Source organism: Emticicia sp. 17c (assembly GCF_037153985.1).
In the GTDB taxonomy this organism is placed as follows: domain Bacteria; phylum Bacteroidota; class Bacteroidia; order Cytophagales; family Spirosomataceae; genus Emticicia.
This window is the reverse complement of record NZ_JBBAYI010000004.1, coordinates 1-24,266: the sequence shown is the minus strand read 5'-3', so window position 1 is coordinate 24,266 and position 24,266 is coordinate 1. Positions and strand designations below refer to the sequence as shown.

The window sequence follows — 24,266 nt, the reverse complement described above, 5'->3', positions numbered from 1 at the left end:
AAAATTAACAAAAAAAGGTCAGATTCTTACATCTGACCTTCGGTATACTATATTTTTTTTAAATTATGCTTTACCAAGGGCTTTTAACATGGTTGCACCGATGTCGGCCGGAGAAGCAACTACATGAATACCACACTCTGCCATGATTTTCATTTTGGCAGCAGCGGTATCGTCAGCACCACCAATAATGGCTCCTGCGTGGCCCATACGGCGGCCTTTAGGGGCAGTTTGGCCGGCTATAAACCCAACAACTGGTTTAGTTCCGTGTTCTTTAATCCAGTGAGCGGCTTCTGCTTCCATACCTCCACCAATTTCGCCAATCATGACAATCCCCTCTGTTTCAGGGTCGTTCATTAGTAATTCAACGGCTTCTTTGGTTGTAGTACCAATGATAGGGTCACCACCGATACCGATAGCGGTTGTCTGGCCTAAACCTGCTTTGGTAAGTTGGTCAACGGCTTCATAAGTAAGCGTACCTGATTTTGATACCACACCGATGGTTCCTTTTTTGAAGATAAAGCCCGGCATAATACCTACTTTACATTCTTCGGCTGTAATAATACCTGGGCAGTTAGGGCCAATTAAACGAACATTTTTACCTTGAATATATGATTTAGCTACCACCATGTCTTTGGTAGGAATACCTTCAGTAATACAAACAATTACTTTAATACCTGCATCGGCGGCTTCCATGATAGCGTCTGCGGCAAAAGCCGGCGGCACAAAAATAATTGACACATCGGCTCCCGTAGCTAATACTGCTTGTTCAACTGTGTTAAAAACTGGTTTGTCTAAATGTAGTTGTCCGCCTTTACCAGGAGTTACACCACCTACTACATTAGTACCGTATTCTATCATTTGTCCGGCATGGAAAGTTCCTTCTGAGCCAGTGAAACCTTGTACAATTATTTTAGAGTTTTTATTAACTAGAACGCTCATTATATCACTGATTAGATGATTAGTAGATTTTTTACATTCAAAATTAGAGATTGTTCAGGTGTACAAACTTGTACTTTTCTCATTTTTACGTAAAAGTAGCTTGAAATGAGAAAAGTGCAAAGGTTTTTTTAAATCAAAAACGCCCCTATCAGCACAGAAAAACATAATTCTCTGTTAATCAATCAATTACACAGCAAATAATATGTGTTAAAATTTTAAACTCTTGTGTTTTCTATAATTCTCTGAGTAGATGAAGCCCCGATAAACCAAAAATCATGTTGAATTAAAGTTTTACAGGTAGGGTTGAAACGATAGATATGAAAACAAACACATTAAGAGTAAGCTTGAATAGACGTGGCAAATATAGAATGTTTTTTATAAAAAATAGGAGACTGAGAAGAAAAAAATAAAAAATATTCGTAGCCCCTGCCTTACCTCCGCTTTTGTAAAGTAGTGCCATTGTACAAGGGTGGGTTTTCTATAATTTCAATACACACTTTGCTTTACTTTTTTTAAAAAGCACTACCTTTGTGACTTCTGTATTTATTCATTTTTCTTTTGTCTTCACAGTATGAAGGTACAAACTAACGTATCGCTTAAGCCTTATAATACTTTCGGAATTGATGCCACGGCTAAATATTTTGTGGAAGTTGGCAGTATTGACCAGCTACGGGAAATTCTGCAAGACCCTGATTACAAAGACCTCGAACGGCTGATTCTGGGCGGTGGCAGTAATTTATTACTGACAAAAGATTTTGAGGGAATCGTTATCAAGATTTCTATTAAAGGTATTGAAACACTTCAGGAAGATACGGAGCAGATATGGCTAAAGGTTGGCGCAGGTGAGGTTTGGCACGAACTGGTTATTTATTGCGTGAATCATAATTATGCGGGTGTCGAGAATTTATCGCTTATTCCGGGAACCGTCGGAGCGGCTCCTATGCAGAATATAGGGGCTTATGGTATTGAAATTAAAGAGGTTTTTGAAAGCCTTGAAGCACTGGAAATAAAAACGGGGCAAATAAGGGTTTTCACGAAGGAAGAATGCCAGTTCGGGTATCGGGAAAGTATCTTTAAACATGAAGCCAAAGGGCAATACATTATTGTGAATGTTACGTTTAAACTTAGCAAAACCCCTGTTTTTCATGTTGAGTATGGAGCCATTCAGGAAACCCTGAAAAGTATGGCCGTTGAAGACCTCAGTATTAAAGCCATTAGCGATGCGGTTATCAGTATCCGCCAGAGTAAGCTGCCGAATCCGGCCGAAATTGGCAATGCCGGAAGTTTTTTCAAAAATCCTGAAATTCCGAAAGCTCAGTTTGATGCGCTGAAAGCACAATACCCTGCTATGCCCTCCTACCCTGTTAATGAATATACCGTGAAGGTTCCGGCCGGATGGCTGATTGAACAGGCAGGCTGGAAAGGCCAGCGGTTTGGGCAAATAGGCGTACACGCCAAACAGGCATTGGTTCTGGTGAATTTCGGTGGTGGTAAGGGAAACGAAATAAAAGAACTCTCACAGAAAATTCAGGAATCTATCCGTGAAAAATTCGGCATTCAGCTTTCTGCTGAGGTAAATTTTGTATAAGCAAATTCAGGTAGTGTTTTTTCTTCCTATACTATTATAATAGCTGCTAGAACATGGCAGCTATTTTTATTTTTTCATCCATAAATATAGCCGCTGACAGGCTTTTTTCTGCCTTTTATAATTGCTTAAAAATTTTTTTTATTTCTACGCAACCCTCTTGCCAAGTTTCTGCATCTTGTTTACGAAAAGCAACAAAAAAGACTTTTTAAAAACTCCGCGGCAGTTTTTCTAAATATAACAATTAGCTTATACCATTAAACGATTACAATTATGAAAACGCTTGTTAAAACAATCGCCGCTTTAAGCATTGCCATGGCTGTTAATTTCGGAGCTAAGGCACAAGACGAAGACCACTTCGGTACTTCAAAAGACAAAGAATATAACAACGAAGATAACTACGAACACTACGAAAGAAAAGATGGAAAACGTAATATGTTTTCGCGCAGAGACTTCGGTTTGTATTTGGGCTTGAATACCTACGAAACACAAAATTTACCTGAATTAGATAATTTCAACTCTCGGTTTATTGCTTTAAGCTGGAAGAAAAACCATCGGTTAATTACCGGCAACAATGTAGACGTAGCCATGGGTACTGGTTTTGAGTTTGCTTGGAACAACTATATGTTTAAAGACAACATTACTTTAGCAAGCAAAGCCGTAGGAACTGATTTTGTAGAGGTAAAAGAATCTTTAGAGAAATCTAAATTGGTGGTTACCAACTTTAATATTCCTGTAATGTTACAATTTGGGTTTAAAGAAAGCAAATGGATATTGGGCTTAGGTGCTTATGGTGGTGCCAGAATTGACAGCTACACTAAAACCAAAGGCGAAAATGGTACCAAACGCGACCACGGAGCTTTTAACATGAGCAAATTCCACTATGGGTTTGCTGCCGAAATTGGCCGTAAGAATTTCACACTTTTTGCCCGTTATCAAATGACTCCTATCTTTAAAGATAACAATGGAGTGAATGGCAACGCCATTATGTTCGGGATTCGTTTGTAAAAGTGCTGAATAGTAAATTAGTAAATAAATTAAGAGATTTAGTTTTTAATGTTGAATCTGACAGCCCTGCGGAATAGTTCAGGGCTGTCAGATTTTTTTATGCCGCCACCTTTAACGTTTATACAATAAGGTTCAATGCGGTTAACGCACGGAATTACCAATGGGTCAGATTTTTTCAAAATCAAGGCTTTGGATATCTGGCTCGGCATAAGATAAGCGCGCTTCTTTCGAGAAAAGGAAATCTTTGGTATAAAAAATCAAGGCGTTGTTTCTATGGCTGTATTTACTTTGCAAAAACTGGTTGCATACCTGTTCAAAGGTTTGCCCGTTGGTAGCGTATCGACCCCAGAACTCATTCAGGAGCCACACCCAAAAAACCGTGATGGTATCATGATACCCGCTTGTATCGGTGTTCATGCCGCCCGTAGCTTCATTGTAAAGTCGAATATTTTTGCGTAGTGCCGACAGGGCTTCGGCATAACCTAATTGCGATACGTGCCACAAGCCTGTTATCAGGTGTGCTTCGTGCGTCCATTCGCGGGCTGGTAAGGTTCTGGTCTGAAAACCTTCAACAAGGTAATCAAATTCTTTCTGAGTGGTGGGTATAGGATAGTACATATAAAATATTATTTCGATTTTACGGCAAAATTTGTTTTTATCTCAGTCATTTCAAAATATTATTCTGTTTCTTTAGGCAAAAAGCCAGAAACTCATGGCACCATAGGTCGTAATAATTAGATTGAGGTTGTTGAGATACTGGTTTAATGCACGGGTTTTTCTATATTTGCCAGAAAAAACTTCAGATAATATGAGCCCTATATTTGACCATACCTTACTTAAACTTATTCAGGTAGCTATTTCTTTGTTTGCTGGTGTGCTTTTTCTGCAATCTGGTTTTGACAAAGTTTTTGATTTTGGCGGAAATAAATCGTACATCCAGAGTGTTTTTGCCAAAACTTTTCTGAGTGGTGTTTCCTCTATTTTATTTGTTGTTATCCTGATTCTGGAAGTATCGGCGGGAATCCTGAGTTTTTTGGGAGGTGTATATTATTTTGTAGAAGGCCAAGCCGATTTTGCCATTTTAGGGCTGGAATTAGCCGCTTTGTCAATCCTATGCCTTTTTACAGGCCAACGTATTGCCAAAGACTACGCCGGAGCGGCCTCATTAGTAAGTTATTTTTTATTGATGGTTTTTGGTATTTACCTTTTTTCGCTGCACGGCTAACATACCTTACCCAATAAAAGGCAAAAGCGTGTAAATCAGGCCAATGGTTTTAAAACCAGTCGGCCTGCATTTCAATGGTAACTTCGTCGGTACTCGACAGGCGTTTTATCAAAGATGCTGCCTTTACAAGTTCGTATTCATAAAAATAGCGGGCCGTCAGGATTTTCCCCTGATAGAAGTCTTTATCAGCTGTATGTGCGCCTGCCAGTTGCTGCTGCGCCACAACGGCTTGTTTAAGCCATTGCCATGCAATGGTTACAAGGCCGAACAGTTCGAGGTAAAGTGTGGCATCAGACAGGTACTTTTCGGTGTTACCTTTCTGCGCCAGCCCCAGTAAATACCCCGTGAGTTGCTGCGCCTGCCCTAACACTTTTTGCAGTTGCACGGCCAGTGGGCTGAGTGCCTCAATACCAGAGGCATCGGTTATGGTGTTTGAAACTTCTGCAAAGAAAAGCTGCGCGGCTTTGCCTTGTTGCATGGTAATTTTTCTGCCTAGTAAATCAAGCCCATGAATGCCCGTTGTACCTTCATGAATAGGATGAATGCGGGCTTCGCGGTAGTATTGTTCTACCGGAAAGTCGGTTGTGTAGCCTGCTCCACCCAGAATCTGCACGGCAGCACTTGTTGAAAGGCAGCACATTTCAGAAGGATACGATTTGGCAATAGGTGTGAGCAAATCGAGCAACAAATGAGCGTTTGTACTAGTTTCACCTTCGGCTACGTGGGCAACATCGGCCAGATGGCTACAATACATCAATAACGAAAAGGCTCCTTCAACCACTGCTTTCTGAAACAGTAGCATCCGTTTCACATCGGCGTGGTTAATGATACTCGTTTGTGGCTTTGAGGGGTCTTTTTCTGTGATTTTGCGTCCTTGAGGGCGTTCTTTGGCATAAGCCAGCGAAGCATAATAAGCCGCTGTGCCAATAGCTGTGGCATTGATACCTACGCCTATGCGGGCTTCGTTCATCATCTGGAACATATAGCTCAGGCCCTTGTGGGCTTCACCAACCAGATACCCCTCGCAGGCATCGTTCGAGCCTATCATTAAATGAGCAATAGGCGCGCCTTTATAACCCATTTTATGATAAACGCCTGCGGTGATGACATCGTTAGGAGTTAGATTCCCGTTGGCATCGGGTCTTTGCCGCGGCACTACAAACAAAGAAATACCTTTGGCTCCGAGTGGCCCGCCTTTGATTTTTGCCAGCATCAGATGGACTACATTTTCGCAGACATCGTGGTCTCCGCAGGAGATGAAAATCTTCTGGCCTTTGATTTTATAAACGCCTTCTTCAGATGTTGGCTCGGCCGATGTAGTAATATCAGATAACGAACTGCCGGCGTTAGGTTCGGTAAGTGCCATGGTTCCCTGCCACTCGCCCGAATACATTTTAGGTGTATAAGTATCAATGAGTGGCTGCGCTCCAAAGCTGCGAATGAGATTGGCGGCTCCGGTCGTAAGAAAAGGGAATACACTAGCCGAATAATTAGCCGCCTGAAAAATGAATGCGGCGGCATTTAATATCGTAACGGGCAATTGCTGCCCTCCTTCGTTGTAAGAGAAACCGGCGTTTATCCAGCCGTCCTGCCCGAATTGCTGCACAATGGCTTTCATACCCGGATGCACCCTGATTTTACCATCAACCAGTTGTGGCTCTTTTCTGTCCATTTCGATTAATAGCGGATGCAGCATTTTTTCTGCAATCTGCTGGGCGGCATCAAGTACCATATCGAACGACTCACGCGTGTGGTCCTGAAAGTACTCATATTGGGTAAGTGCCTCACTCTGAAGCACTTCGTACAGGTTAAACTGAATATTACGCTTTGAAAAGAACATAGGGTTTATCTTCGTCTCCGTTTGCTTTTGGTCTCACTGTTTTGGGTAGGTTTTTTGTCTGCTCGCCCGTTGCCTGAACCATTCCTGCCGCCAGAATTGCGACTTCTGTTACGCGAACGCGAGCCGTTTTTGTCGCGTTTGGCAGCCATTCCTGAACTGGATTTAAAGGCTTTGCCAGCAATATTTACCAGCTCAAGGTCCATGCTGCGGCGCTCAAGGTCGGTAGCTTTTACACGAACCTTTACGGCTTCGCCAAAGTTAATTACCCTGCCCGTACGTTTGCCTACTACCCTGTAATTTTCTTTGTCGAGTTCATAGAAATCGTCATTCAAATCGGCCAGCCGAACCATTCCTTCGCAATTGGTAGCGGTTATTTCTACAAAAACTCCGAAGTCGGTTACACCTGTTACCACGCCGTCGAACACGGTCTGTTGGTCTTGCAGGCTCATGAATTCGACCTGCTTGTATTTAATAGAAGCGCGTTCGGCTTCGGCGGCCAGTTTCTCGCGGTCCGACGAATGCTTGGCTTTCTTTTCGTATTCTTCCTGACTTGGGGCTTTTTTCTTGTCGAGGTAATGCTGCAACAAGCGGTGCGCCATCATGTCGGGGTATCGGCGGATAGGCGACGTAAAGTGGCTATAATGCTCAAAGGCCAGCCCAAAATGCCCCAGTGGCTCGGTCGTATACCGTGCTTTCGACATGGTACGCACGGCCAGTTGTTCAAGCACGTTCTGTACGGCGGTGCCTTCTACCTCCTCCATCATGTTGTTCATGGTGGTTGAGAGGCCCTTTTCGCTGTCGGTCTTGATAGTGAAGCCAAAACGAGCCACAAAATTGGCAAAATTAGCCAGTTTTTCAGGGTTAGGCGGCTCATGCACCCGATAAATCATGGTGTTGCCTACTTCTTGTTCGTCGGTTTCCTTACCTTTCTTTTTGCCTATATTAAACACAAACTCGGCTACTTTTTTATTAGCCAGTAACATAAACTCCTCGATGAGTTTGTGCGAATCTTTTCTTATTTTCAGTACCACGCCCAGCGGTTTGCCGTCGGCATCGAGCCTGAATTTTACTTCGTTGGTTTCAAAATTGATAGCCCCTTTCTTGAAACGTTCTTTTTTCAGAATTTTTGCCAGTTGGTTCAGGGTCTGTAAAGGTTTCCCATACTGACGGCCGATTTCGTCGTTCCAGACTTCTTCTTCGAGTTTTTCAAGCACTTCTTGTGCTTCTTCGTAAGTAAATCTTTTGTCGGAGTGAATAATGGTACGCCCAAACCACTCCGATACGATGCGGGCATCGTGGGTCATTTCAAAAACGGCCGAGAACGTAAGTTTATCTTCGTTCGGGCGAAGCGAGCAAAGGTTATTAGATAGCTTTTCGGGCAGCATCGGGATGGTTCTGTCGACCAGATACACCGAGGTTGCACGGTTCAGGGCTTCTTCTTCAAGCCTTGTACCTAACCTTACGTAGTGGGTTACGTCGGCTATATGTACGCCTACTTCGTAATTGCCATTTTCTAATTCTCTGAAACTCAGGGCGTCGTCAAAGTCTTTCGCATCGTGCGGGTCAATCGTAAAGGTGAGCGTATTTCTAAAATCGCGTCTTTTCTTTATTTCGCTTTCTTCAATTACTTCCGAAATTCCTTCGGCTTCTTCCTCAATTTCTTTCGGGAATTTTATGGGCAAACCAAACTCGGCCAGAATAGCGTGCATTTCGGCGTTATTTTCTCCGGCTTTTCCTAAGATTTCAATTACTTCACCCACGGCTTGCTGCACGTTGGTTGGGTAGGTAATGATTTTTACAATAACGAGGTCGTTTTTAGTAGCTCCGTTTATTTTATCTTTCGGAATAAAAATATCTTCATGCAGGTTCTTGTGGTCAGGTTTCAGGAGGGCATAGTTGCCAAAAGTCTGTATTTTACCAACTACCTCGCTTCTGCCTCTCTCAAGTACTTCAATAACCCTGCCTTCGGGGTTTTCGCCTCTGCGGTAGAACTCGCCAAAGGTGGCTACTTTTACTAAATCGCCATCGATAGCCCCGTTCAGGTCATCGGCACTTACCCAGATGTCGGGCTTGTTTTCGTCGTGTCGGACAAACCCAAAACGTGGGTTTACGTGGTCGAGGCGACCCACCACGGCATTTGCGTTTTCGTCAACGGTATATTTACCTTTATCTACCTGATACACTTTTCCTTCCTGCACGAGGTCTTCTATGACCATACCGAAAAGACGTTTCTCCTGCTTGTTATGGATGTCATAATGCTGGAAGAGGTCTTGCATGGAAAAGGGCTGTGTGGCGTTGACCGATAAAAAAGCCAGAATTTCGGCTTTTTGTTGGTCATAATATGATTGATGTCTGTTTTTTGCCATTTTGTTGTGTGGCGAAATATCTTCGCCAATTATTTTATTATCTGGTTTGGTTGAATAATCAGGTGCATACTTTGCCTGAAACAAAGCCTTGCCCTGTTGATTTGTTAATGAATAACAAGCCTATTTTACAGGCTCATGAAAAGGCCGTGGGGTATTTATAACACCCATTAGCCTGTTTATAGCAATAGGTATGGCTTTTTAAGCCATCCGGCTGCTTGTTATATTACCCACTTACTGGCGCACGTAGCAAGCATTCATCAATGCCGTTACGTTGCTGCGTTGGGGGTATTTGTTTCAGCCCGATACGTTGTATCGGGCTGAAAGCCTTATGCGTTTAGCCTATTATTGCCACTCATATAGTGGGTTCTGGGTGGGGTCCCAGTTAGGATAAATTCTGAAATGTTTTTCCTGAATTTTTTCCAGCAGAATATCGCGCAACTCACTGATATTCTCTTTGTGTTCTGCTGAAATAAACACTACGTTTTCGGTATTTTTGGTCAGGTAACTTCTTTTGAGTTTTTCCAGATTGCGCTGCAAATCTTCTTCGGTAGTTGTTTCCAGATGCTCGTCGAGGTTCTCTTCTGTTTCGGGTTTGAAGAGGTCGAGCTTATTGAATACCAGTACCGTAGGTTTTTCGGCTGCGCCAATTTCAGCTAAGGTAGATTTCACTACTTCGATCTGTTCTTCAAACGAAGGGTGCGAAATATCTACTACATGAATCAGGATATCGGCCTCTCTGATTTCGTCGAGGGTCGATTTAAACGATTCGATGAGCGTAGTAGGTAGTTTTCTGATAAACCCGACGGTATCTGTCAGCAAGAACGGAATATTACCCAATACTACTTTTCTTACGGTAGAATCGATGGTAGCAAAGAGTTTATTTTCGGCAAAAACCTCGGCCTTTGCCAAACGCCGCATCAGGGTCGATTTACCTACGTTGGTGTAGCCTACCAGAGCCACACGCACAAGGCGGCTACGTTCTTTGCGCCGTGTAATACTTTGTTTGTCTATCTTTTCCAGTTTATCTTTCAGAAAAGCGATTCTATCCTGCACTATCCGTTTGTCGGTTTCAAGTTCTTTTTCTCCGGGGCCACGCATCCCGATACCCCCTTTCTGGCGGCTAAGGTGGGTCCACATACGGGTAAGGCGGGGCAGCAAATACTGGTATTGTGCCAGTTCTACCTGCCGTTTGGCTTGGTCGGTACGGGCGCGTTGAGAGAAAATATTCAGAATTAATAAACTTCTGTCCAGAATTTTAACATCCTTAAAAGCCGCTTCGAGGTTACGTACCTGTGCTGGGGTTAGGTCATCATCAAAAATGATGGTATCAACGGGGTTGTCGGTAATCCAAGTTGTAATTTCTTCCAGTTTACCCTTCCCTACAAATGTTTTCTGGTCGGCGCGGTCTAGTCGTTGTACAAAAGTTTTTTTGGTGATAACTCCGGCTGTTGTGGCTAAAAAGTCTAATTCGTTGAGGTAGTCGTAAGTACGCTCAGCGTTTTGTTTCTGCGTAATCAGCCCTACCAAGATGGCAGTTTCCTGATGTTTTGCAGTAGAAAAAATGGGTGAATTAAGCAATTTTACTAATTTTTGATTCTTTTAAAATAACTACTAAACTATATGAAAAGTTTCTGCGCTAAATTACAGGTTTTCAGCGGATTAACTTTTATATTTATTTACCAAAAGAATAGAGAACAGAAAAGTATGGAGAAGAGAAAAAGAGGCTAACTTTTTCAGATACTTTTTTCTTTAAAATAGGTTTGCAATAGCCTTTTTTGGTAATCAATATAAATATAACAAAAAAAAATTAAATAATTACATTTTTTTTTCAATAAATTTACACGCTGAATAAAAAAGTTATGAAAAAAAATACCAAAAAGTAAATAACTGGTTATCAGCTTCTTGTAAACAAATGCCACCTTTTAATAAAAGAACCCTGTAAACTTGGCACAGTTTTAGAAAGGGAATAAAGGCATTGCTCATGTACTGCGTAGCTCCACACCGAAAATGTTTATCGGTTGTTGGCAGAAGAAAAACATTAATTTAATTGCGTTGTGATGTTTTATATTATAAATTGCGGTACTTAATGATAAACTATGCAAAGTTTAAGTATAGATACTCATATTTGAGGCGAAAAAAGGAAGGGGCGAATTGGTTTTGAGTGTCAGAAATGTATTTAACTTTGCTTTACGGGATATTTCGGAAGACTTTTTCTTAAAAGAAAATCCCACTTTGGAATCGAATCCAGATAGAGCTTATACATGGATTATTAGGAAAGCACGTAAGTCGGAATCCCTGTCACTATTTTTGAGGCAGGGATTTTTTTTATCTGAAATTTTGTGTTATATTATTTTAACGACAAAACACCTATGCTTTAGTGTCTTTGTCGGCAGTATATTTAGTATGAATTGCGGGTGCAGCGGCACTCATTATTGCAGCAAAAGACTATGAAAGAGAAAATTGCTAAAAAAATAGACGTATTTAACAAGAAAGCAGGGTTTGAGTATTTTTTTCTGGAAAAATACGATGCAGGAATGGTATTGACAGGCACAGAGATAAAATCTATACGCCAGAATAAATTTAATATGACCGATGCCTATTGCTATTTTATTGATGGCGAGTTGTTTGTAAAAAACCTGAATATATCGAAATACGAACAGGGTACACATTACAACCATGACCCCCTGCGCGACAGGAAACTCCTGCTCAAGAAAAAAGAGTTGAAAAGGCTCGACAACAAACTTACCGACAAGGGACTGACCGTTGTGCCAACACGCCTGTTTATTAATGATGGTGGCCTTGCCAAACTTGAAATAGCATTGGCTAAAGGAAAAAAACTCTACGACAAACGTGAGACCATTAAAGAAAGGGATGTGTCACGCGAGCGCATGAGAGAGGATTAATGAAATTGCCACATAAAACCTTAATTATATAATGCGACCTAACCGACTTAAAGAACTCTGGAAAGAAAATAAAACCGTGGTGAATGCTTGGGTTACGATTCCGTCAGCATGGACAGCCGAGGTTGTGGCTCATGCGGGCTTTGATGCCATGACAATTGATGCCCAACATGGATTGGCCAGCGACCACCTCACCATTATGCACATGTTACAGGCTATTTCGACGACCAACACCGTGCCACTGGTACGGGTAGCGTGGAACGACCCCGCCAGCCACATGAAAATGCTCGATATGGGTGCTTATGGGGTTATTTGCCCGATGATTAATACCCGTGCGGAGTCGGAAAGTTTTGTAGGGGCTTGCCGGTATATACCCGACGGATACAGAAGCTACGGCCCTGTGCGCGCCAGTGTGTATGGCGGTGATGATTACTTTGAACACTCGACAGCGAAAGTAATTACCATGAGTATGATTGAAACAGCCGAAGGACTGAAAAACGTAGAAGATATTGCCAAAACTCCAACCATGACGGGCTTGTATATTGGGCCGTGGGATTTGAGTATTTCGATGCGACGACCTAAACAGGGTGATTTTGATGACATTGAACTCTTGCGGGCTTTTGAAAAAGTGCTGAATGCCACAGAAAAAAACGGACTGATTGCGGGGATTCAATGCCCGTCGGCCGAGGTGGCCGTCAGGATGTCGGAAATGGGCTTCAGGTTTGTAACAGCCGCTAACGATACTACACTACTCAAGCAGGGTGCTGTTGATACCATCAGTAAGTTTCATGCAAAAGAAACCGGAGGCTTGCAGCTTACAAGCAACCCGTATGCCTGAAAGCAGCAAAAACAGTTTGAGTAATTATTACAAATAAGAGAGGTTGTTGCAGCCTCTCTTATTTATTTTGTATAAAGGCTATTAAATCGGCCATTTCTTTTACGCTAATGGCGTTTTCGAGGCCGTTAGGCATAATTGATGTTTCTGATTTTACCATTTTGGCGATGTCTTTTTTCTGAATAACGCTTTCGTGGCCGCCTACTTCCCGAAGGGTAAGCACGTTGGCGTTTTCTTGCAGAATTAAGCCCCCCATTGTTGTATTATTCTTGAAAGTGATAGTCCAGAAATCGTATTTATCGGCAATCGAATTATTGGGGTTAATAATTTCGGTTAGAATAGATGTAGCGTTGCGGCTTCTGAGCGTAGATAAATCAGGGCCAAAGTTTACTCCTTTTACGCCCTCAATCTGGTGGCAGGTAGCACAATTTTTCTGAAATACCAACTTGCCGTTAGCCTGTACGCCTTTCATGTCGAGGGCCTTCATGTAGGTTTGTAAAACTGCTTTGCGGTCTTCATTCACGGCCAGTATTTTGCGGGCATAGGCACGAATATTGGTTTCTTCGTAATTCATGAGGTCAACCATTTGCCGCCAGCCTATGGCCGACTTATCGATGCGTTTCTGTTCAAGTGCCGCCAGTAGCAACGGAATTCGTTCTGGTTTAGCCATTAATAACTCTACCACTTTTTGCTGTATGGCAGGAGTAAAAGTTTTAAACTCTTTCAGCAGAAAATCAAAGGTAGGTTTATCGCCTGTTTTGCTCAGGGTTCTTAAAACTGCCGTTTGTAGTATTTCGGGTTCTTTGGTGCTTAGTATCTGCAAGAAATCCTTTTTATAAGCATTACCATTGTTGATTGAAAGCAGTTTTACGGCATCGGCGCGTAGTTTTTCATCCTGCGAGCGGTCGGTTAAAATAAGCTGCGCTTCTTTTATTTTCTGCGTGCTGGTTGCGCCTTTCGGAAGCCCTATTACTTCGAGTAAATCGAGTGCCGCATTTCTGAATGCCGGTGAGCTTTGGGCAGAAAAAGCAGCTAGTAGCCGTTCTTTGTCGGTGTCGTTGAGGCTTACTGTTATGCCTTTATAACGCCAGAGCTTGGCAATGCCATCGAGTGTTGCGGCTTTCCACCAATCGTTTGTGGTGCTGCTGTCGGTGGCACTTATCTGATTAAATATGGCAGCAAAAACCTCTTTGTTTCCGCTATTGGCTATGGTAGCCCCCATATTTGCGAAAAACTCGGCTGTTTCGTCCGATTTTTCTTTGGCTAGTTCTTTTATGGCGAAATCGAACACCTGATTTTCTTTGCCTGCAAAAGAAGCTATACAGGCTACCCCTACCCATTTATCATGGAAATCTCGTTTTAATATAGCCAGCCGCGCCTGTTCAGCTTCGGCCGACTTTACAAAGCCGAGGGTATTCAGTAGCTGAAACCGTACTTTGTTGTTGCCATCGTTCTGCAAACTTACCAGTTCTTTTCTAAGTTTGTCGGCCTCTGGTTTTGCTTGGTTCAGGTAATTTTCGGCTACTCTTATGCCATTTTCACGCACGCCCGCTTCTTCGTCCTGAAAGGCACGAAGAATGTCTTGTATTTCTATGCTTTGCAGGCCATCAAGCAGCCATAGGGCATGCACTTTGGCTTCGGGCAGGCTACTTTTATTGATAATGTCTCTTAAATTACTGGCTATGCCTTTGGCCTGACGCTGCAAAAGCAAACGCTGTGCTGTGCGCCGATACCAGATATTTTCGTTTTCGAGGAGTTTTACAAGGTCAGCATCCGACTGTTTCGATAAATTCAGTTTTCCGAGCCAGTCCATTGGCAAGCCTTTCTCTGGCACTACCCGATAGATACGTCCTTTGTCGGAGCCGTTATACAAAGCCCCTGATTTATTAATTTCGTCAGACATCCACTCGGGGTGTTCAATAATCTGGCGGTAGTAATCAATTACATATAAGGCACCGTCGGGGCCAATGTAGAAATTAACCGGACGGAACCACGCGTCTTTTGAAGCCAGAAACTCAGCTTTTTCGATGAGGCGGCTAGCGGTAAAACTTGCCCCTGCCTGCTTGATAACATCGGCGTGTACCATGTTATGAACAGGCTCACCGACAAAAGTCACCTCGCGGAATTTATCGCCAAATGCACCGCCCAGATACCACGTAACCCCGCACGAAGACGTAATAACGCCTACGTCGGTCAGTAGTTGATGGTTGGGGTTTTCGGTAACAGGATAAATTTCGGACGCATTGCCGTGGTCTGAAATATCTTGTGTGGCATTGGCAAGCAGCAAATTAGGGTTATTTTTGAGGTATTGCGCCCCTAGTACTTCATGAAACAGGTGGTCGGCGTTGCTGGTATACAGCCGATGCCCCCAAGCATCTGTGGTATGCCCGAACTGCGTTTCGCCTGATACTTCTTCTACCTGATAGCTGTCTGGCTTGAACCTTACCGCACGGCCATTGGCATTTTTGCCTAGTTTCTGCCCATCGGGTTTGTCAGGGAAAAAGATATTCTGACCTTCGTCGCCAAATTCTTTTTTATAAACAAAGGGAGTTACAATGGCTTCGTGGCCTACATAAAGCCAGTTGTCGAGTTCAAAACGTGGGGTATTCAGGTTATGCTGTGGATTTGAAAGGGCAAAACCAGTCAGAAGAACTTTTCTTATGTCTGCCTTTCCGTCTTTATCAGTATCTTCCAGATAGATAATATCAGGGGTATCGGTTACGATAATGCCGTTTCGCCAGCGCATAATGCCTGTGGGTAGTTTCAGGCTGTCGGCAAATACAGTACTGGTGTCAGGCAGGCCGTCGTTATTGGTGTCTTTCAGTAGCTTTACTTTTCCGGTTCGGCTCAGGTCGAGCGGATAACCGTGCATTTCTACCACATACATATTACCATCTTCGTCTATTTCCATAGCTACGGGGTCGGCCACGAGAGGCTCGGCAGCTACCATTTCTACTTTGAATCCATCCATGACGCTGATAGACGACAGGGCTTTCTGATGTTCGGGCGAAAGGATTTGTTGTGGTTTTTTCTGGCAAGAAAAAATTAAAAGCAGCGAAATGAGCGAAATATAACGCATGGCGTGGCGCTTGTTAGGTAATTGGTAAATGTAATAAAAAATCAGCTTTTTTATTGATACTCAGGTGTAAAATCTTGGGTTACGAGGGTTTTGTTGGCTGAGTGTAGCCACTGCTATTTTTTTATATACTCACAGGCACAAAAAAAGGGCTATTCAAAGCCCTTCTGAAAATAAAATTTTAATGATTATGGGTTTATCTGGTTTCAAAGAGCCTTGCCAAACGGCCCGACACAAAACTAAACACGAGCGATACACCAATGGCTATGTGTGAGGTAAACATGGCCAAGTCTTCATCAACAGGTTTGATGGGTTTAAGGTAATAAAAAATTATTACTACCGATGCCTGTATGAGTGCCAGAATCCAACCTCGGCGGGGTTCAAGAAATCCAATCAGAAAGCTCGACAGGGCAATAACACTCATAGCCCAATAGCCTGTGTCGGTATGAAAATTAGTATAGATAATGAGCGCGGCTGTGCCAAAGGCAATCAGAATATTTCTGGCTAAAACCAAATAAGATTTATTTGCTTTTGCTTCCATTGCAGTAAAAGTTAAAAATTCGGTACAAAGGTACTGGAATAATTTTAAATTAGAACAAATGTTCTAAAAATATCTTATGGTATTTTTAAATGGCCCAAGTTACCTTCGTTTTATGGGTACGATGGCATTGGGTTAAACAAAAAGTCTGAAATATTTTTAAAAAATAAAGATATTGAAGATATTGACCAGTTGTTAGGGCAATTTGCTGTGGTTTTATTTTATTATCGGGAAAATGGAAAACAAGTGTCTTTGGTTATTTGGGTTATCGGGTGCAGGAAAAACAACGCTGGCTACTGCGCTGGCTGAAAAACTACCCACCCCAAAAGTAAAAATACTGGACGGCGACGTGTTGAGGCAAGGAATTAACAAGAATCTGGGGTTTTCGGAAGAAGACAGGTTTGAGAGTGTCAGACGTGCCGCCGAAATAGCCCGATTATTTATTGAGGAGGGTTATTGGGTTATAGTGGCTCTTATTACGCCTTTGGAAGCCATGCGCCAAAGCAGCCGCCAGATATTAGGTGAGCATTATATTGAGATTTTTGTAAATACCCCACTGGAAATTTGCGAGCAACGCGACCCCAAAGGCTTATATGCCAAAGCTGCTACTAACGAGATACGCAACTTTACGGGTAAAACAGCCCCTTTTGAAAATCCAGCAATAACCGACATCGTTATTTTTACTGAAAACAACACCGTAGAAGCGTGTTGTGAGCAAATATTAGGTTTTTTAGGCTGATACCCTGCGGCATGGCTCAGGAGTAAATATATTGCACCACAAAATCTTCGGGGCGGCAAAAGCCAGTTATTATTTCCTGATTGACGGTTGTCCAGGCGTGGCCTTCAATCTGCCCGTTTGTGTCTTTTCTGAAACCTACAAATATCTGATAGGGTATGTTATAGAACCTGCACAAAACTTTAGCCTGATAAGCCTCATGCCGGCAAACGTTTGTCCACGGTGCATACCGCTTTACTATTCTGATAGCAAAGCTGATGTCTCGTACTAGGGCCATATCAGTAAAGTCAGGAAGAGGAGCTTCGTGTCTTTTGCCAAATATGGCATTTTTTCGGAAAAACCGAAAGAGCAGGTTACTATATAACGACAGCATAAATGTGACCAGTACCAGATATTTCCGCCGAAAACTTATCTGGTAAAAAGTACGTATTTTCTGCTGTATTCTCATGCACTAATGTATTGTTTTTCGAGCAGCTGGCTCAATACTTTGTTTACCTCAAAGGTACAGGCTTCTTCCGAAATATCGTATTCGGCACAAAGATTTTGTATGATGGTTTCTACCGGAAGCCCTTCGTTAATACCCCTCAGTATTTTAAAGAGAGTTTCGTTAACTGACAGGTATTTGTTGTTTTCACTATCATAAATTACTCCTTCCTCACCTAATTGTGTAAACAGGATTTTGTCGTCATTGATTCTGTAATTTATCATTGTAATTGTTATAGGTTAATCCCAATAGCCAAATTCGCGCATCATGGGTTCGTTAATTTTTTTTATTTGCTGTATCTGTTTTGTATTTAATTCTTGTTTCCAACGCCCTGTTTCTCCTTTGAAGAAAAACGTTGATGCTGGTAATAATTTCTCACGAAAGCCCTTCTCTTGTTCTATTTTTTTTAGTTTTTCAAAGCTGGTAGCTTCAATAGCAGCCCTGATTTCGTCGTCGGTGTGGTTCAGGCCAATCAGTTGAACGGCTTCTTTGAATACCTCAAAAGGGTTAGTCTTTAAATCTTCATAACGTATAAAATGCACTTTAAATGTAGGGTATGTTTTCCAGCTTTCGACGTGCTGAGACCACGTGAGCAAAGGCTGAGAAAACTGGTTGTTGGTAGTGAATGAGTTTCCGAAGAAACCTGAAGGATTATTGATGTAATTCTGAATGACCGAATCATAATCACGCCCAAGATGATTTGCCAGCGAGAGGGTTACATCTAACGGATTCCGCAGTAGATAAATAGCCAGCCGAGTGGGTTCTTCGGGAATCAAGGGCAGGCCATCGAATGCCGAAAAGGTGAAGGCATCGTGTATTTTGACATACAGATAATTACTGCTTGTGTCAGACAGATACTGAAACGTAAGGCGTTGGTAAAGTTCAATCTGTTGGGGCGTGAGGCTGTCAGAATCTGTGTCGAGGATATCTTCTACCAGTTTTTTACCTGAGAAAACATCTCGTATGTACATTTTATTAAGATTTAGTTCTTGTTTCGTAAGGAGTGCCGACAAAAAAGACCGAAACCATGTATTGCCTGATTTTGGATATGAGGCCAGCCAGACGATGTTCTTTTTAGTACTCATACGCCTGAATAATTTGGGTTTCGATGGCAGTAGCGAAGCTATCAAATGTATCAATACCCTTAGGGCGGGTGGCCTGCCACATTTTTGTGTGGTTGGTAATACCTGCCAGATGCGTAAGCATTAATTTCTGTTTACGCATACCACTAATCCATTGATGGCGGTATATGTTATTGCTTAGTTGCTTGATGGCTTCGAGGGGAGGCAGGGTCTGAATACTAATTTCTGAGCCTTCCTGCTTTAAAAAGGCTAGCCCTACTACTTCGGCTTCGGTATTGACAAAGTCTTTATGAAACGAAAGCCCGTATTTGTTACGGTTATTAAATAGTGTTTCTTTCTGAGACTCGGCGTAGATGTTCTGCTGCTGAAAAGCATCTTGCCAGACCCGTAGCATCGGGTATGAAGCCTGTGCAAAAACCTTGTTTTCTTTGACGGTAAGCAGGGCGGTGTCGTCGGTAAATACCTGATACCCTTTTTGTTGTAACATAAGTGCGGTTGTTGATTTCCCCACTTTTGAGCTGGCAGAAAACAACAGTACTTTCTGAGGTGCTACAAACACGCCCGACACATGAAAAGGAATAAGGTTACGCTGTAACAGCGCCGCAGCCAGACAATTTGAGTAAAAATATAACAGTACTTCGGCCTGATTGTTACTAATAGGCTCAATACAAATATAATTACCGCCGCATACATAGTAACGGCCAACGTCTGGTATTGAGCAGAGGAGTTCGTTTTCGTTAAAAATACTGAATGGCTTGCGTTCCAGCGGTTCTTCTTTGAGTGATGCTGGTACTACGCCCTGCACTACCCTGATAGGTGGTGTATCAGAGAGGCCAGTACTTTGTATTAAAGATGGTAACTCAATATCCGAGATTATCGGAATGCGATATGCTTCGTAAAGGTAAGTCAAAAGTATGTTATTTCTCACTTGTTAGTCGTTGCAAAGATAAATACATCAACCGACAAATAAAAACCGTATATAGCTGTTATTGCTCTAATAGCTAAGTTATTTTACAGATTTTTGACTTTCAACTTGGTTTTTATATTAAATACCCTGAGGTACTCATTAATGCCCGATAATGCTAGACGGGTATTAATGAGTATTCAGGTGTTTTGCAAGAAAGCCCTTATGAGGCGTTTCTTTGCGAATTTCATTGCTGCAAGTTTGAGGCAGCCTTTGGTCACAAGCACAAGAGTTTACGCCTCAGTAGTTTCTGCTGATGGTTTTGACGGCTGTAAGCCTTTCACACACATCACAAAGTTAGCAACCAGATAAGGAGGCAAATTATTATGAGGTATAGATAACCCTTCGGTAGACACTACCTGATCATTCATAGGCACTAATGTATCAGTAGCTTTATCTTTTACAGAATAAAATTTTGTTTTGATGTCAGGATACGTAGGTAGAAAATTACCTACCGGGCTTGTGGTATCTAACCCGCCGGAAAGCCCATAAAAATTATGACTATGAGGCGGTAATTGCGCTTCTGTAAGGCCTACTAAATCCTGGCCGCCTTTTTCGGCCAAGTGGCGGGGGGTCATGCCAGAGCCAGTACCAGTACCTAGTGGGGTACGGAGCCTCAAGTCGGGCAATGCAAAATAGGTTACACCATCACCACCAAACTTATTTCCTATCACATCAAAAAGCTGGGTATAGTCTTTTATTTTTAGTAGGGTACCATCACAAAACTTATAATTTTCAGGTGCATAAGTACCCATAAACATTCTGATAATGCCAAGAAGGTCATTTTCCATATATAGTAATATTTTATATAGCTGTAAGTAAAAAGTCGAAAATAGTAGATACTGTATTATCTGTTTGGGTATATTCCGTCATAACAAATCATAAAAGTAATACCCAAAAACGGGTTCATGTTGTTATGCCCTTGCCCTAAACCGCTTATCCCAATTACGCCTGAGTCCATTTGTACTAAAGAATCGGTACTACTTTTTATCGAATAAAACGGTGTCGTAGTTGTTGGCATGGCATGGTTTAAGGGACTATAAAAACTTTGAGGAAGTGTAGATGCAAAATAGGCATGGTTATGCTGAGGTATTTGAGCTTCGGTGAGAGATACTGTTTCTACGCCACCTTTCTCGCCTACTGTTCGGTTGGTAAGGCCATTTCCCTGCCCTGCTCCCAAAGGAAACCTGCCCCGCATGTCGGGTAACGCAAAGTTGGTTTTGCCGTCTCCGCCATACATATTTCCTATTATAGAAAAGAGTTTTATATAAGGATTACCATTGCTTATGGGTAATAATCGACCATCACAAGGTAAATATATATTACTATTAGGTATAAAGTCGGCACCGAACATAACTATCGAACCAATTATGTCTTCCATAGATATAAAAAATTAGAATTTTAGATGATTTAAACTAGAAAAGTGGTTTTGAGTTAGCCAAAAGCCAGCTAACTATGCTGATATTTATGTGCTACTATATTATTCAGCCTCAGGTGTTTGTGCAGAAGGCTCCTCAGCATCATTAGGTCTTGGAGGGTATTGCCCATCTATACAAATAATAAAATTGAATGCCAGAAAGGGCGACATATTCGTATGGGCCTGGTTTCCTCCTACGGGTGTCATAGTAAATGTATTCATCATAGTTGTATAAGCATCACTAGGTAATTCGGCATAAAATCTGGCACTAGTTTTGGCATATTGAGGCAAGAAAGCACCTTTAGGTGAAGGTACTTCAAGCCCGCCCGTCAGGCCATTACAGGTATGCGAATGAGCTGGCATTTCCATCTCTGTAAGGGTCACGTTTTCTACCCCTCCTGTGCTACCTTGTGGGTAATAGTAATTAGGACCAACTGGCATGCGTGACCTGAAATCAGGCAAATTAAAATCATTAAAAGAATTGCCTCCAAACTGGTGCCCTAAAATACTGAAGACAGCTTGGTATTGGCTGGTTAGTAATTTTTGCCCACTACAAGAGGCATAATAACCAATAAAAGGCACAAAATTGCCCGCAAACATACGGACGAATCCGATATAGTCCTCATTCATAAGTATTTGATATTTAAGATTGAAAAAATAAGACCAAGCAAACAAAACAGCATGTATATAATGATATACATATAAATATTTGTGCAAGAACTGTGCTAAATTTTATTGATTGGGATATTATTTTAAGAAATTTTTTATTTTTTTTTGCCATAAACTATCCGCATGGCTTTCTTTAATAAAAGGGATACGCTACTTTTTTATAAACGCCTGCTTGGATTACTTATAACATTATACGTTAGTGTGGTTATTTTGTTAGATAAACCACTAAACGGTAGTATTGTATAGAAGTATACAGTAAACTAAAGTCGATACCGAGGGTTTTGGTACCGGCTTTAGTTTTATCTGGCAATGGCAGGTTTTCTGCGTAACAGGTATTGCAGAATTATGCTTCAGTGGTTGTTTCTTCAGAAGATATTGGAGGGTATATGCCATTTATACATATAACAAAATTAAGCGCGAGATAAGGTGGCATATTATCATGGGGCATATTTGAACCCGTTGGTCCGACAGTCGATGAGCTCATAGGCAATAAATAGTCTGCACCGTCAATGGTAGCATAAAATCTGGTATTTTTATTAGCATAGGTCGGTAAAAAAGCATTTTCCGGAGAATCTACTTCCTGTGAGTAAAAAGAAGCGAAATAATCATGTCTATGCGGAGGCATTTGTAATTGGGTAAGAGTTATGGTTTCTTCTCCACCAGTGTCTCCTAAGTTGCGAGGGGTTAGCCCAAGAGCACTCCCAACAGCAATTGGTGAAACTTGCCTTAAGTCAGGTAAGCAAAATGTTTCTATGCCATCACCGCCATAGATATTGCCGAAAAGGCTGAAAAGTGCTTGGTTCTGCGCTATCTTCAATAGTTGCCCATGACAAAACGCATATCCTTCAGGTGCATAAGTACCTGTAAATATTCTGATAGTACCAAGATACTCATTTTCCATAGTAGTAATAAATTTTAATGTAATTAATAATAAATCTGAAAAATAAATAATTAGATAAATCAGCAATATTTATCTGGTTGGGTATATGCCGTCATAGCAAATCATAAAATTAATAGCCAGAAATGGATTCATATTATCATGCGGATAATATTTTCCTGTGGTACTTATCACTTTTTCATTCATTTTTTCTGGTAACGTTAATTTATTTTGTTCGGCATAAAAAATACTTGCAGATTTTGCCAACATCGAATTTTGTGGTGAATAGTAAGCTGGAGGCTGATTACAAGCAAAGTAGTCGTGTTTGTGTGCCGGTAATTGGGGTTCTGTAAGTGTAACTTCCTCTACGCCTCCCAGTTCTCCCAGTTTACGTTTTGTCAGCTTAACTCCTTGTCCCGCACCTATCGGAAATCGACAACTTAAATTGGGTAAACGAAAGGTTCTTGTGCCATCACCGCCATAGATAGTTCCTATTACCGAGAAAAGTACGGGGTAATCATTTATTGATAGTTGCCGTCCATCGCAAGGCAAATATTTATCTATGGTGCGATAACCTGCAAACATCATAATTCCGCCAACAATATCTGATACATATATTGAGTCATTCGTTATTTCCTGTTTCATGAATATAGAAATTAATAATTAAAAATGAGAATAATTGTAAGTAATTAAGTAGGAGTCCGTTTTGTCAAAACCAATATTTTATTAGTGGGGTTGAGTATATAAAATTCTAGCGTCGACCCTACTCATCGTTTCTAGGCTTGATAGGGTATAGCCCATTTGTACAGATAATAAAATTGGTTGCGGAAAAAGGAGACATATTATTGTGTGGCTGAGAGCCGCCCGTTTTGCCTATTACACCTTCATTCATTTTTACTCTAGCCAGGGGGTTGTCTGGTCGGCTATAAAATTCAGTTCCTTTGTTTTTATACTCAGGCAAAAAATTATCTAATGGATAATACATGTCCAACCCTCCTGACAATCCGTTGGATTGATGCGTATGTTCGGGCAGTTGGTCTACCGAAAGTGTTACATTTTCTTGCCCATTGGCTTGTCCTTGTATATATTTTCCGGCATTAGCATCAGCCCCAACGGGTATACGCGACTGGAGGTCTGGCAACTGAAAATTATCTGCTAGGTTGCCCCCAAACTGATTGCCTATTATACTAAAAAGAGCCATATTCTCATTAATATCTATACTTCCCCCATTACAAGCCGCATAGGAGATGTTATTATCGTTATTATTGTTAGCAAAAGGCACATAGTCGCCCGCAAAAATGCGTACAAAACCTAAGTAATCTTCCATAATTGAAAATATTTAAAAGTGAAAAACAGATAAATTCAGCAAGTAAAACAGAGCCTGTTTGGTGTACACAATAAGAGGCTACCCCAGCATAATATAATTACTGGTAGCATTTAGTACTCATGATGTTGCCAACACACTATTCTGGTATGTTGTGGTTTATACATCTGTGTACGTAAACTTGTATACGTTTAGCAAACTATCCGATTAAAGTGGGGAGGAATCGTAATGGAGAAACAGTAAAGCAATAGCAGCTTAGCTCATAAATAATATTAATTAAAAATCAGCCCGTTTGTTTATAAAATAAGCAGGCTGATTTTAGCTAAAAATTATGATTTCACAGGGAACAACCCACGTGTACAGATTACATAATTGATTGCCAGATACGGGTGCATGTTCTC

23 protein-coding genes are annotated in these 24,266 nt (G+C 41.6%); 6 read left to right on the top strand and 17 right to left on the bottom strand.

The annotated features are described in order from the left end of the window. Positions 1 to 63: 63 nt before the first annotated feature. Complete coding sequence (gene sucD, locus WAA15_RS09845; RefSeq protein ID WP_337042567.1) at positions 64 to 939, bottom strand: succinate--CoA ligase subunit alpha; 876 nt, start codon at positions 937 to 939, stop codon at positions 64 to 66. A 571-nt stretch (positions 940 to 1,510) separates the two neighbouring features. Here sucD and murB point away from each other — a divergent pair. Together murB and WAA15_RS09835 are read left to right on the top strand one after the other, a co-directional pair. After that, a complete protein-coding gene (gene murB / locus WAA15_RS09840; protein WP_337042566.1) occupies positions 1,511 to 2,527 on the top strand; it encodes a UDP-N-acetylmuramate dehydrogenase in 1,017 nt (338 codons plus the stop codon). Positions 2,528 to 2,797: 270 nt separating this feature from the next. Further along, complete coding sequence (locus WAA15_RS09835) at positions 2,798 to 3,532, top strand: outer membrane beta-barrel protein (protein ID WP_337042565.1); 735 nt, start codon at positions 2,798 to 2,800, stop codon at positions 3,530 to 3,532. A gap of 165 nt (positions 3,533 to 3,697) precedes the next feature. Here WAA15_RS09835 and WAA15_RS09830 read toward each other — a convergent pair whose 3' ends face one another. Then, the gene (locus tag WAA15_RS09830) at positions 3,698 to 4,150 is read right to left on the bottom strand and encodes a hypothetical protein (protein ID WP_337042564.1); all 453 of its coding nucleotides are present in this window, start codon (positions 4,148 to 4,150) and stop codon (positions 3,698 to 3,700) included. 190 nt (positions 4,151 to 4,340) lie between these two features. Here WAA15_RS09830 and WAA15_RS09825 point away from each other — a divergent pair, with 190 nt between their 5' ends. Beyond that, entirely contained in the window at positions 4,341 to 4,757 is a 417-nt protein-coding gene (locus tag WAA15_RS09825; protein WP_337042563.1) for a DoxX family protein, read from the top strand. A gap of 49 nt (positions 4,758 to 4,806) precedes the next feature. Here WAA15_RS09825 and WAA15_RS09820 read toward each other — a convergent pair whose 3' ends face one another. The 3 genes from WAA15_RS09820 to hflX all read right to left on the bottom strand — a co-directional run bounded on the left by WAA15_RS09820 (position 4,807) and on the right by hflX (position 10,541). Next, positions 4,807 to 6,597 carry an acyl-CoA dehydrogenase gene (locus tag WAA15_RS09820; protein WP_337042562.1) on the bottom strand — a complete coding sequence of 597 codons (1,791 nt, stop codon included), beginning with the start codon at positions 6,595 to 6,597 and terminating at the stop codon, positions 4,807 to 4,809. Between the two features lie 5 nt (positions 6,598 to 6,602). Further along, complete coding sequence (gene rnr / locus WAA15_RS09815) at positions 6,603 to 9,047, bottom strand: ribonuclease R (RefSeq protein ID WP_337042561.1); 2,445 nt, start codon at positions 9,045 to 9,047, stop codon at positions 6,603 to 6,605. Positions 9,048 to 9,305: 258 nt separating this feature from the next. Continuing rightward, positions 9,306 to 10,541, bottom strand: coding sequence for a GTPase HflX (hflX, locus tag WAA15_RS09810; RefSeq protein ID WP_337042560.1), 1,236 nt, complete (start codon positions 10,539 to 10,541; stop codon positions 9,306 to 9,308). Positions 10,542 to 11,410: 869 nt separating this feature from the next. Between hflX and smpB the strand changes: the two genes are divergently transcribed. Both smpB and WAA15_RS09800 read left to right on the top strand, forming a co-directional pair. After that, positions 11,411 to 11,866, top strand: coding sequence for an SsrA-binding protein SmpB (smpB, locus tag WAA15_RS09805; protein ID WP_337042559.1), 456 nt, complete (start codon positions 11,411 to 11,413; stop codon positions 11,864 to 11,866). A gap of 31 nt (positions 11,867 to 11,897) precedes the next feature. After that, a complete protein-coding gene (locus tag WAA15_RS09800; RefSeq protein WP_337042558.1) occupies positions 11,898 to 12,701 on the top strand; it encodes an HpcH/HpaI aldolase family protein in 804 nt (267 codons plus the stop codon). A gap of 58 nt (positions 12,702 to 12,759) precedes the next feature. On the opposite strand, the gene WAA15_RS09795 is transcribed toward WAA15_RS09800, so the two are convergent. Further along, entirely contained in the window at positions 12,760 to 15,777 is a 3,018-nt protein-coding gene (locus WAA15_RS09795) for a PVC-type heme-binding CxxCH protein (protein ID WP_337042557.1), read from the bottom strand. Between the two features lie 193 nt (positions 15,778 to 15,970). Continuing rightward, complete coding sequence (locus WAA15_RS09790) at positions 15,971 to 16,315, bottom strand: hypothetical protein (protein WP_337042556.1); 345 nt, start codon at positions 16,313 to 16,315, stop codon at positions 15,971 to 15,973. A gap of 232 nt (positions 16,316 to 16,547) precedes the next feature. Here WAA15_RS09790 and cysC point away from each other — a divergent pair, with 232 nt between their 5' ends. Beyond that, positions 16,548 to 17,051, top strand: a complete 504-nt coding sequence (gene cysC / locus WAA15_RS09785; protein WP_337042555.1) for an adenylyl-sulfate kinase — start codon at positions 16,548 to 16,550, stop codon at positions 17,049 to 17,051. A 16-nt stretch (positions 17,052 to 17,067) separates the two neighbouring features. On the opposite strand, the gene WAA15_RS09780 is transcribed toward cysC, so the two are convergent. The 10 genes from WAA15_RS09780 to WAA15_RS09735 form a co-directional block, all read right to left on the bottom strand. Beyond that, positions 17,068 to 17,496, bottom strand: a complete 429-nt coding sequence (locus WAA15_RS09780; RefSeq protein WP_337042554.1) for a lasso peptide biosynthesis B2 protein — start codon at positions 17,494 to 17,496, stop codon at positions 17,068 to 17,070. Next, entirely contained in the window at positions 17,493 to 17,756 is a 264-nt protein-coding gene (locus tag WAA15_RS09775; RefSeq protein ID WP_337042553.1) for a PqqD family protein, read from the bottom strand. Before WAA15_RS09775 ends, WAA15_RS09780 begins: the two co-directional genes overlap by 4 nt. 15 nt (positions 17,757 to 17,771) lie before the next feature. Beyond that, on the bottom strand, positions 17,772 to 18,617 hold the full coding sequence (locus WAA15_RS09770; RefSeq protein WP_337042552.1) for a sulfotransferase domain-containing protein: 846 nt from the start codon (positions 18,615 to 18,617) through the stop codon (positions 17,772 to 17,774). Then, on the bottom strand, positions 18,607 to 19,524 hold the full coding sequence (locus WAA15_RS09765) for a hypothetical protein (RefSeq protein WP_337042551.1): 918 nt from the start codon (positions 19,522 to 19,524) through the stop codon (positions 18,607 to 18,609). The genes WAA15_RS09770 and WAA15_RS09765 overlap by 11 nt, the downstream gene beginning before the upstream one ends. A 287-nt stretch (positions 19,525 to 19,811) precedes the next feature. Next, positions 19,812 to 20,369, bottom strand: a complete 558-nt coding sequence (locus WAA15_RS09760) for a phage tail protein (protein WP_337042550.1) — start codon at positions 20,367 to 20,369, stop codon at positions 19,812 to 19,814. Between the two features lie 56 nt (positions 20,370 to 20,425). Continuing rightward, positions 20,426 to 20,959: a phage tail protein gene (locus WAA15_RS09755; RefSeq protein WP_337042549.1), complete on the bottom strand. Its 534-nt coding sequence runs from the start codon at positions 20,957 to 20,959 to the stop codon at positions 20,426 to 20,428. Positions 20,960 to 21,058: 99 nt separating this feature from the next. Further along, complete coding sequence (locus tag WAA15_RS09750; RefSeq protein WP_337042548.1) at positions 21,059 to 21,625, bottom strand: phage tail protein; 567 nt, start codon at positions 21,623 to 21,625, stop codon at positions 21,059 to 21,061. A gap of 382 nt (positions 21,626 to 22,007) precedes the next feature. Next, positions 22,008 to 22,565, bottom strand: a complete 558-nt coding sequence (locus WAA15_RS09745) for a phage tail protein (RefSeq protein WP_337042547.1) — start codon at positions 22,563 to 22,565, stop codon at positions 22,008 to 22,010. Between the two features lie 69 nt (positions 22,566 to 22,634). Further along, a complete protein-coding gene (locus tag WAA15_RS09740) occupies positions 22,635 to 23,186 on the bottom strand; it encodes a phage tail protein (protein WP_337042546.1) in 552 nt (183 codons plus the stop codon). 118 nt (positions 23,187 to 23,304) lie between these two features. Beyond that, positions 23,305 to 23,868, bottom strand: coding sequence for a phage tail protein (locus tag WAA15_RS09735; RefSeq protein ID WP_337042545.1), 564 nt, complete (start codon positions 23,866 to 23,868; stop codon positions 23,305 to 23,307). Positions 23,869 to 24,266: the final 398 nt, after the last annotated feature.

What these genes read in the sequence shown, in the direction of transcription:
- sucD (WP_337042567.1), bottom strand. Translation starts at nt 939, where the DNA reads ATGAGCGTTCTAGTTAATAAAAACTCTAAAATAATTGTACAAGGTTTC.
- murB (WP_337042566.1), top strand. Translation starts at nt 1,511, where the DNA reads ATGAAGGTACAAACTAACGTATCGCTTAAGCCTTATAATACTTTCGGA.
- WAA15_RS09835 (WP_337042565.1), top strand. Translation starts at nt 2,798, where the DNA reads ATGAAAACGCTTGTTAAAACAATCGCCGCTTTAAGCATTGCCATGGCT.
- WAA15_RS09830 (WP_337042564.1), bottom strand. Translation starts at nt 4,150, where the DNA reads ATGTACTATCCTATACCCACCACTCAGAAAGAATTTGATTACCTTGTT.
- WAA15_RS09825 (WP_337042563.1), top strand. Translation starts at nt 4,341, where the DNA reads ATGAGCCCTATATTTGACCATACCTTACTTAAACTTATTCAGGTAGCT.
- WAA15_RS09820 (WP_337042562.1), bottom strand. Translation starts at nt 6,597, where the DNA reads ATGTTCTTTTCAAAGCGTAATATTCAGTTTAACCTGTACGAAGTGCTT.
- smpB (WP_337042559.1), top strand. Translation starts at nt 11,411, where the DNA reads ATGAAAGAGAAAATTGCTAAAAAAATAGACGTATTTAACAAGAAAGCA.
- WAA15_RS09800 (WP_337042558.1), top strand. Translation starts at nt 11,898, where the DNA reads ATGCGACCTAACCGACTTAAAGAACTCTGGAAAGAAAATAAAACCGTG.
- WAA15_RS09795 (WP_337042557.1), bottom strand. Translation starts at nt 15,777, where the DNA reads ATGCGTTATATTTCGCTCATTTCGCTGCTTTTAATTTTTTCTTGCCAG.
- WAA15_RS09790 (WP_337042556.1), bottom strand. Translation starts at nt 16,315, where the DNA reads ATGGAAGCAAAAGCAAATAAATCTTATTTGGTTTTAGCCAGAAATATT.
- cysC (WP_337042555.1), top strand. Translation starts at nt 16,548, where the DNA reads ATGGAAAACAAGTGTCTTTGGTTATTTGGGTTATCGGGTGCAGGAAAA.
- WAA15_RS09780 (WP_337042554.1), bottom strand. Translation starts at nt 17,496, where the DNA reads ATGAGAATACAGCAGAAAATACGTACTTTTTACCAGATAAGTTTTCGG.
- WAA15_RS09775 (WP_337042553.1), bottom strand. Translation starts at nt 17,756, where the DNA reads ATGATAAATTACAGAATCAATGACGACAAAATCCTGTTTACACAATTA.
- WAA15_RS09770 (WP_337042552.1), bottom strand. Translation starts at nt 18,617, where the DNA reads ATGAGTACTAAAAAGAACATCGTCTGGCTGGCCTCATATCCAAAATCA.
- WAA15_RS09760 (WP_337042550.1), bottom strand. Translation starts at nt 20,369, where the DNA reads ATGGAAAATGACCTTCTTGGCATTATCAGAATGTTTATGGGTACTTAT.
- WAA15_RS09755 (WP_337042549.1), bottom strand. Translation starts at nt 20,959, where the DNA reads ATGGAAGACATAATTGGTTCGATAGTTATGTTCGGTGCCGACTTTATA.
- WAA15_RS09750 (WP_337042548.1), bottom strand. Translation starts at nt 21,625, where the DNA reads ATGAATGAGGACTATATCGGATTCGTCCGTATGTTTGCGGGCAATTTT.
- WAA15_RS09745 (WP_337042547.1), bottom strand. Translation starts at nt 22,565, where the DNA reads ATGGAAAATGAGTATCTTGGTACTATCAGAATATTTACAGGTACTTAT.
- WAA15_RS09740 (WP_337042546.1), bottom strand. Translation starts at nt 23,186, where the DNA reads ATGAAACAGGAAATAACGAATGACTCAATATATGTATCAGATATTGTT.
- WAA15_RS09735 (WP_337042545.1), bottom strand. Translation starts at nt 23,868, where the DNA reads ATGGAAGATTACTTAGGTTTTGTACGCATTTTTGCGGGCGACTATGTG.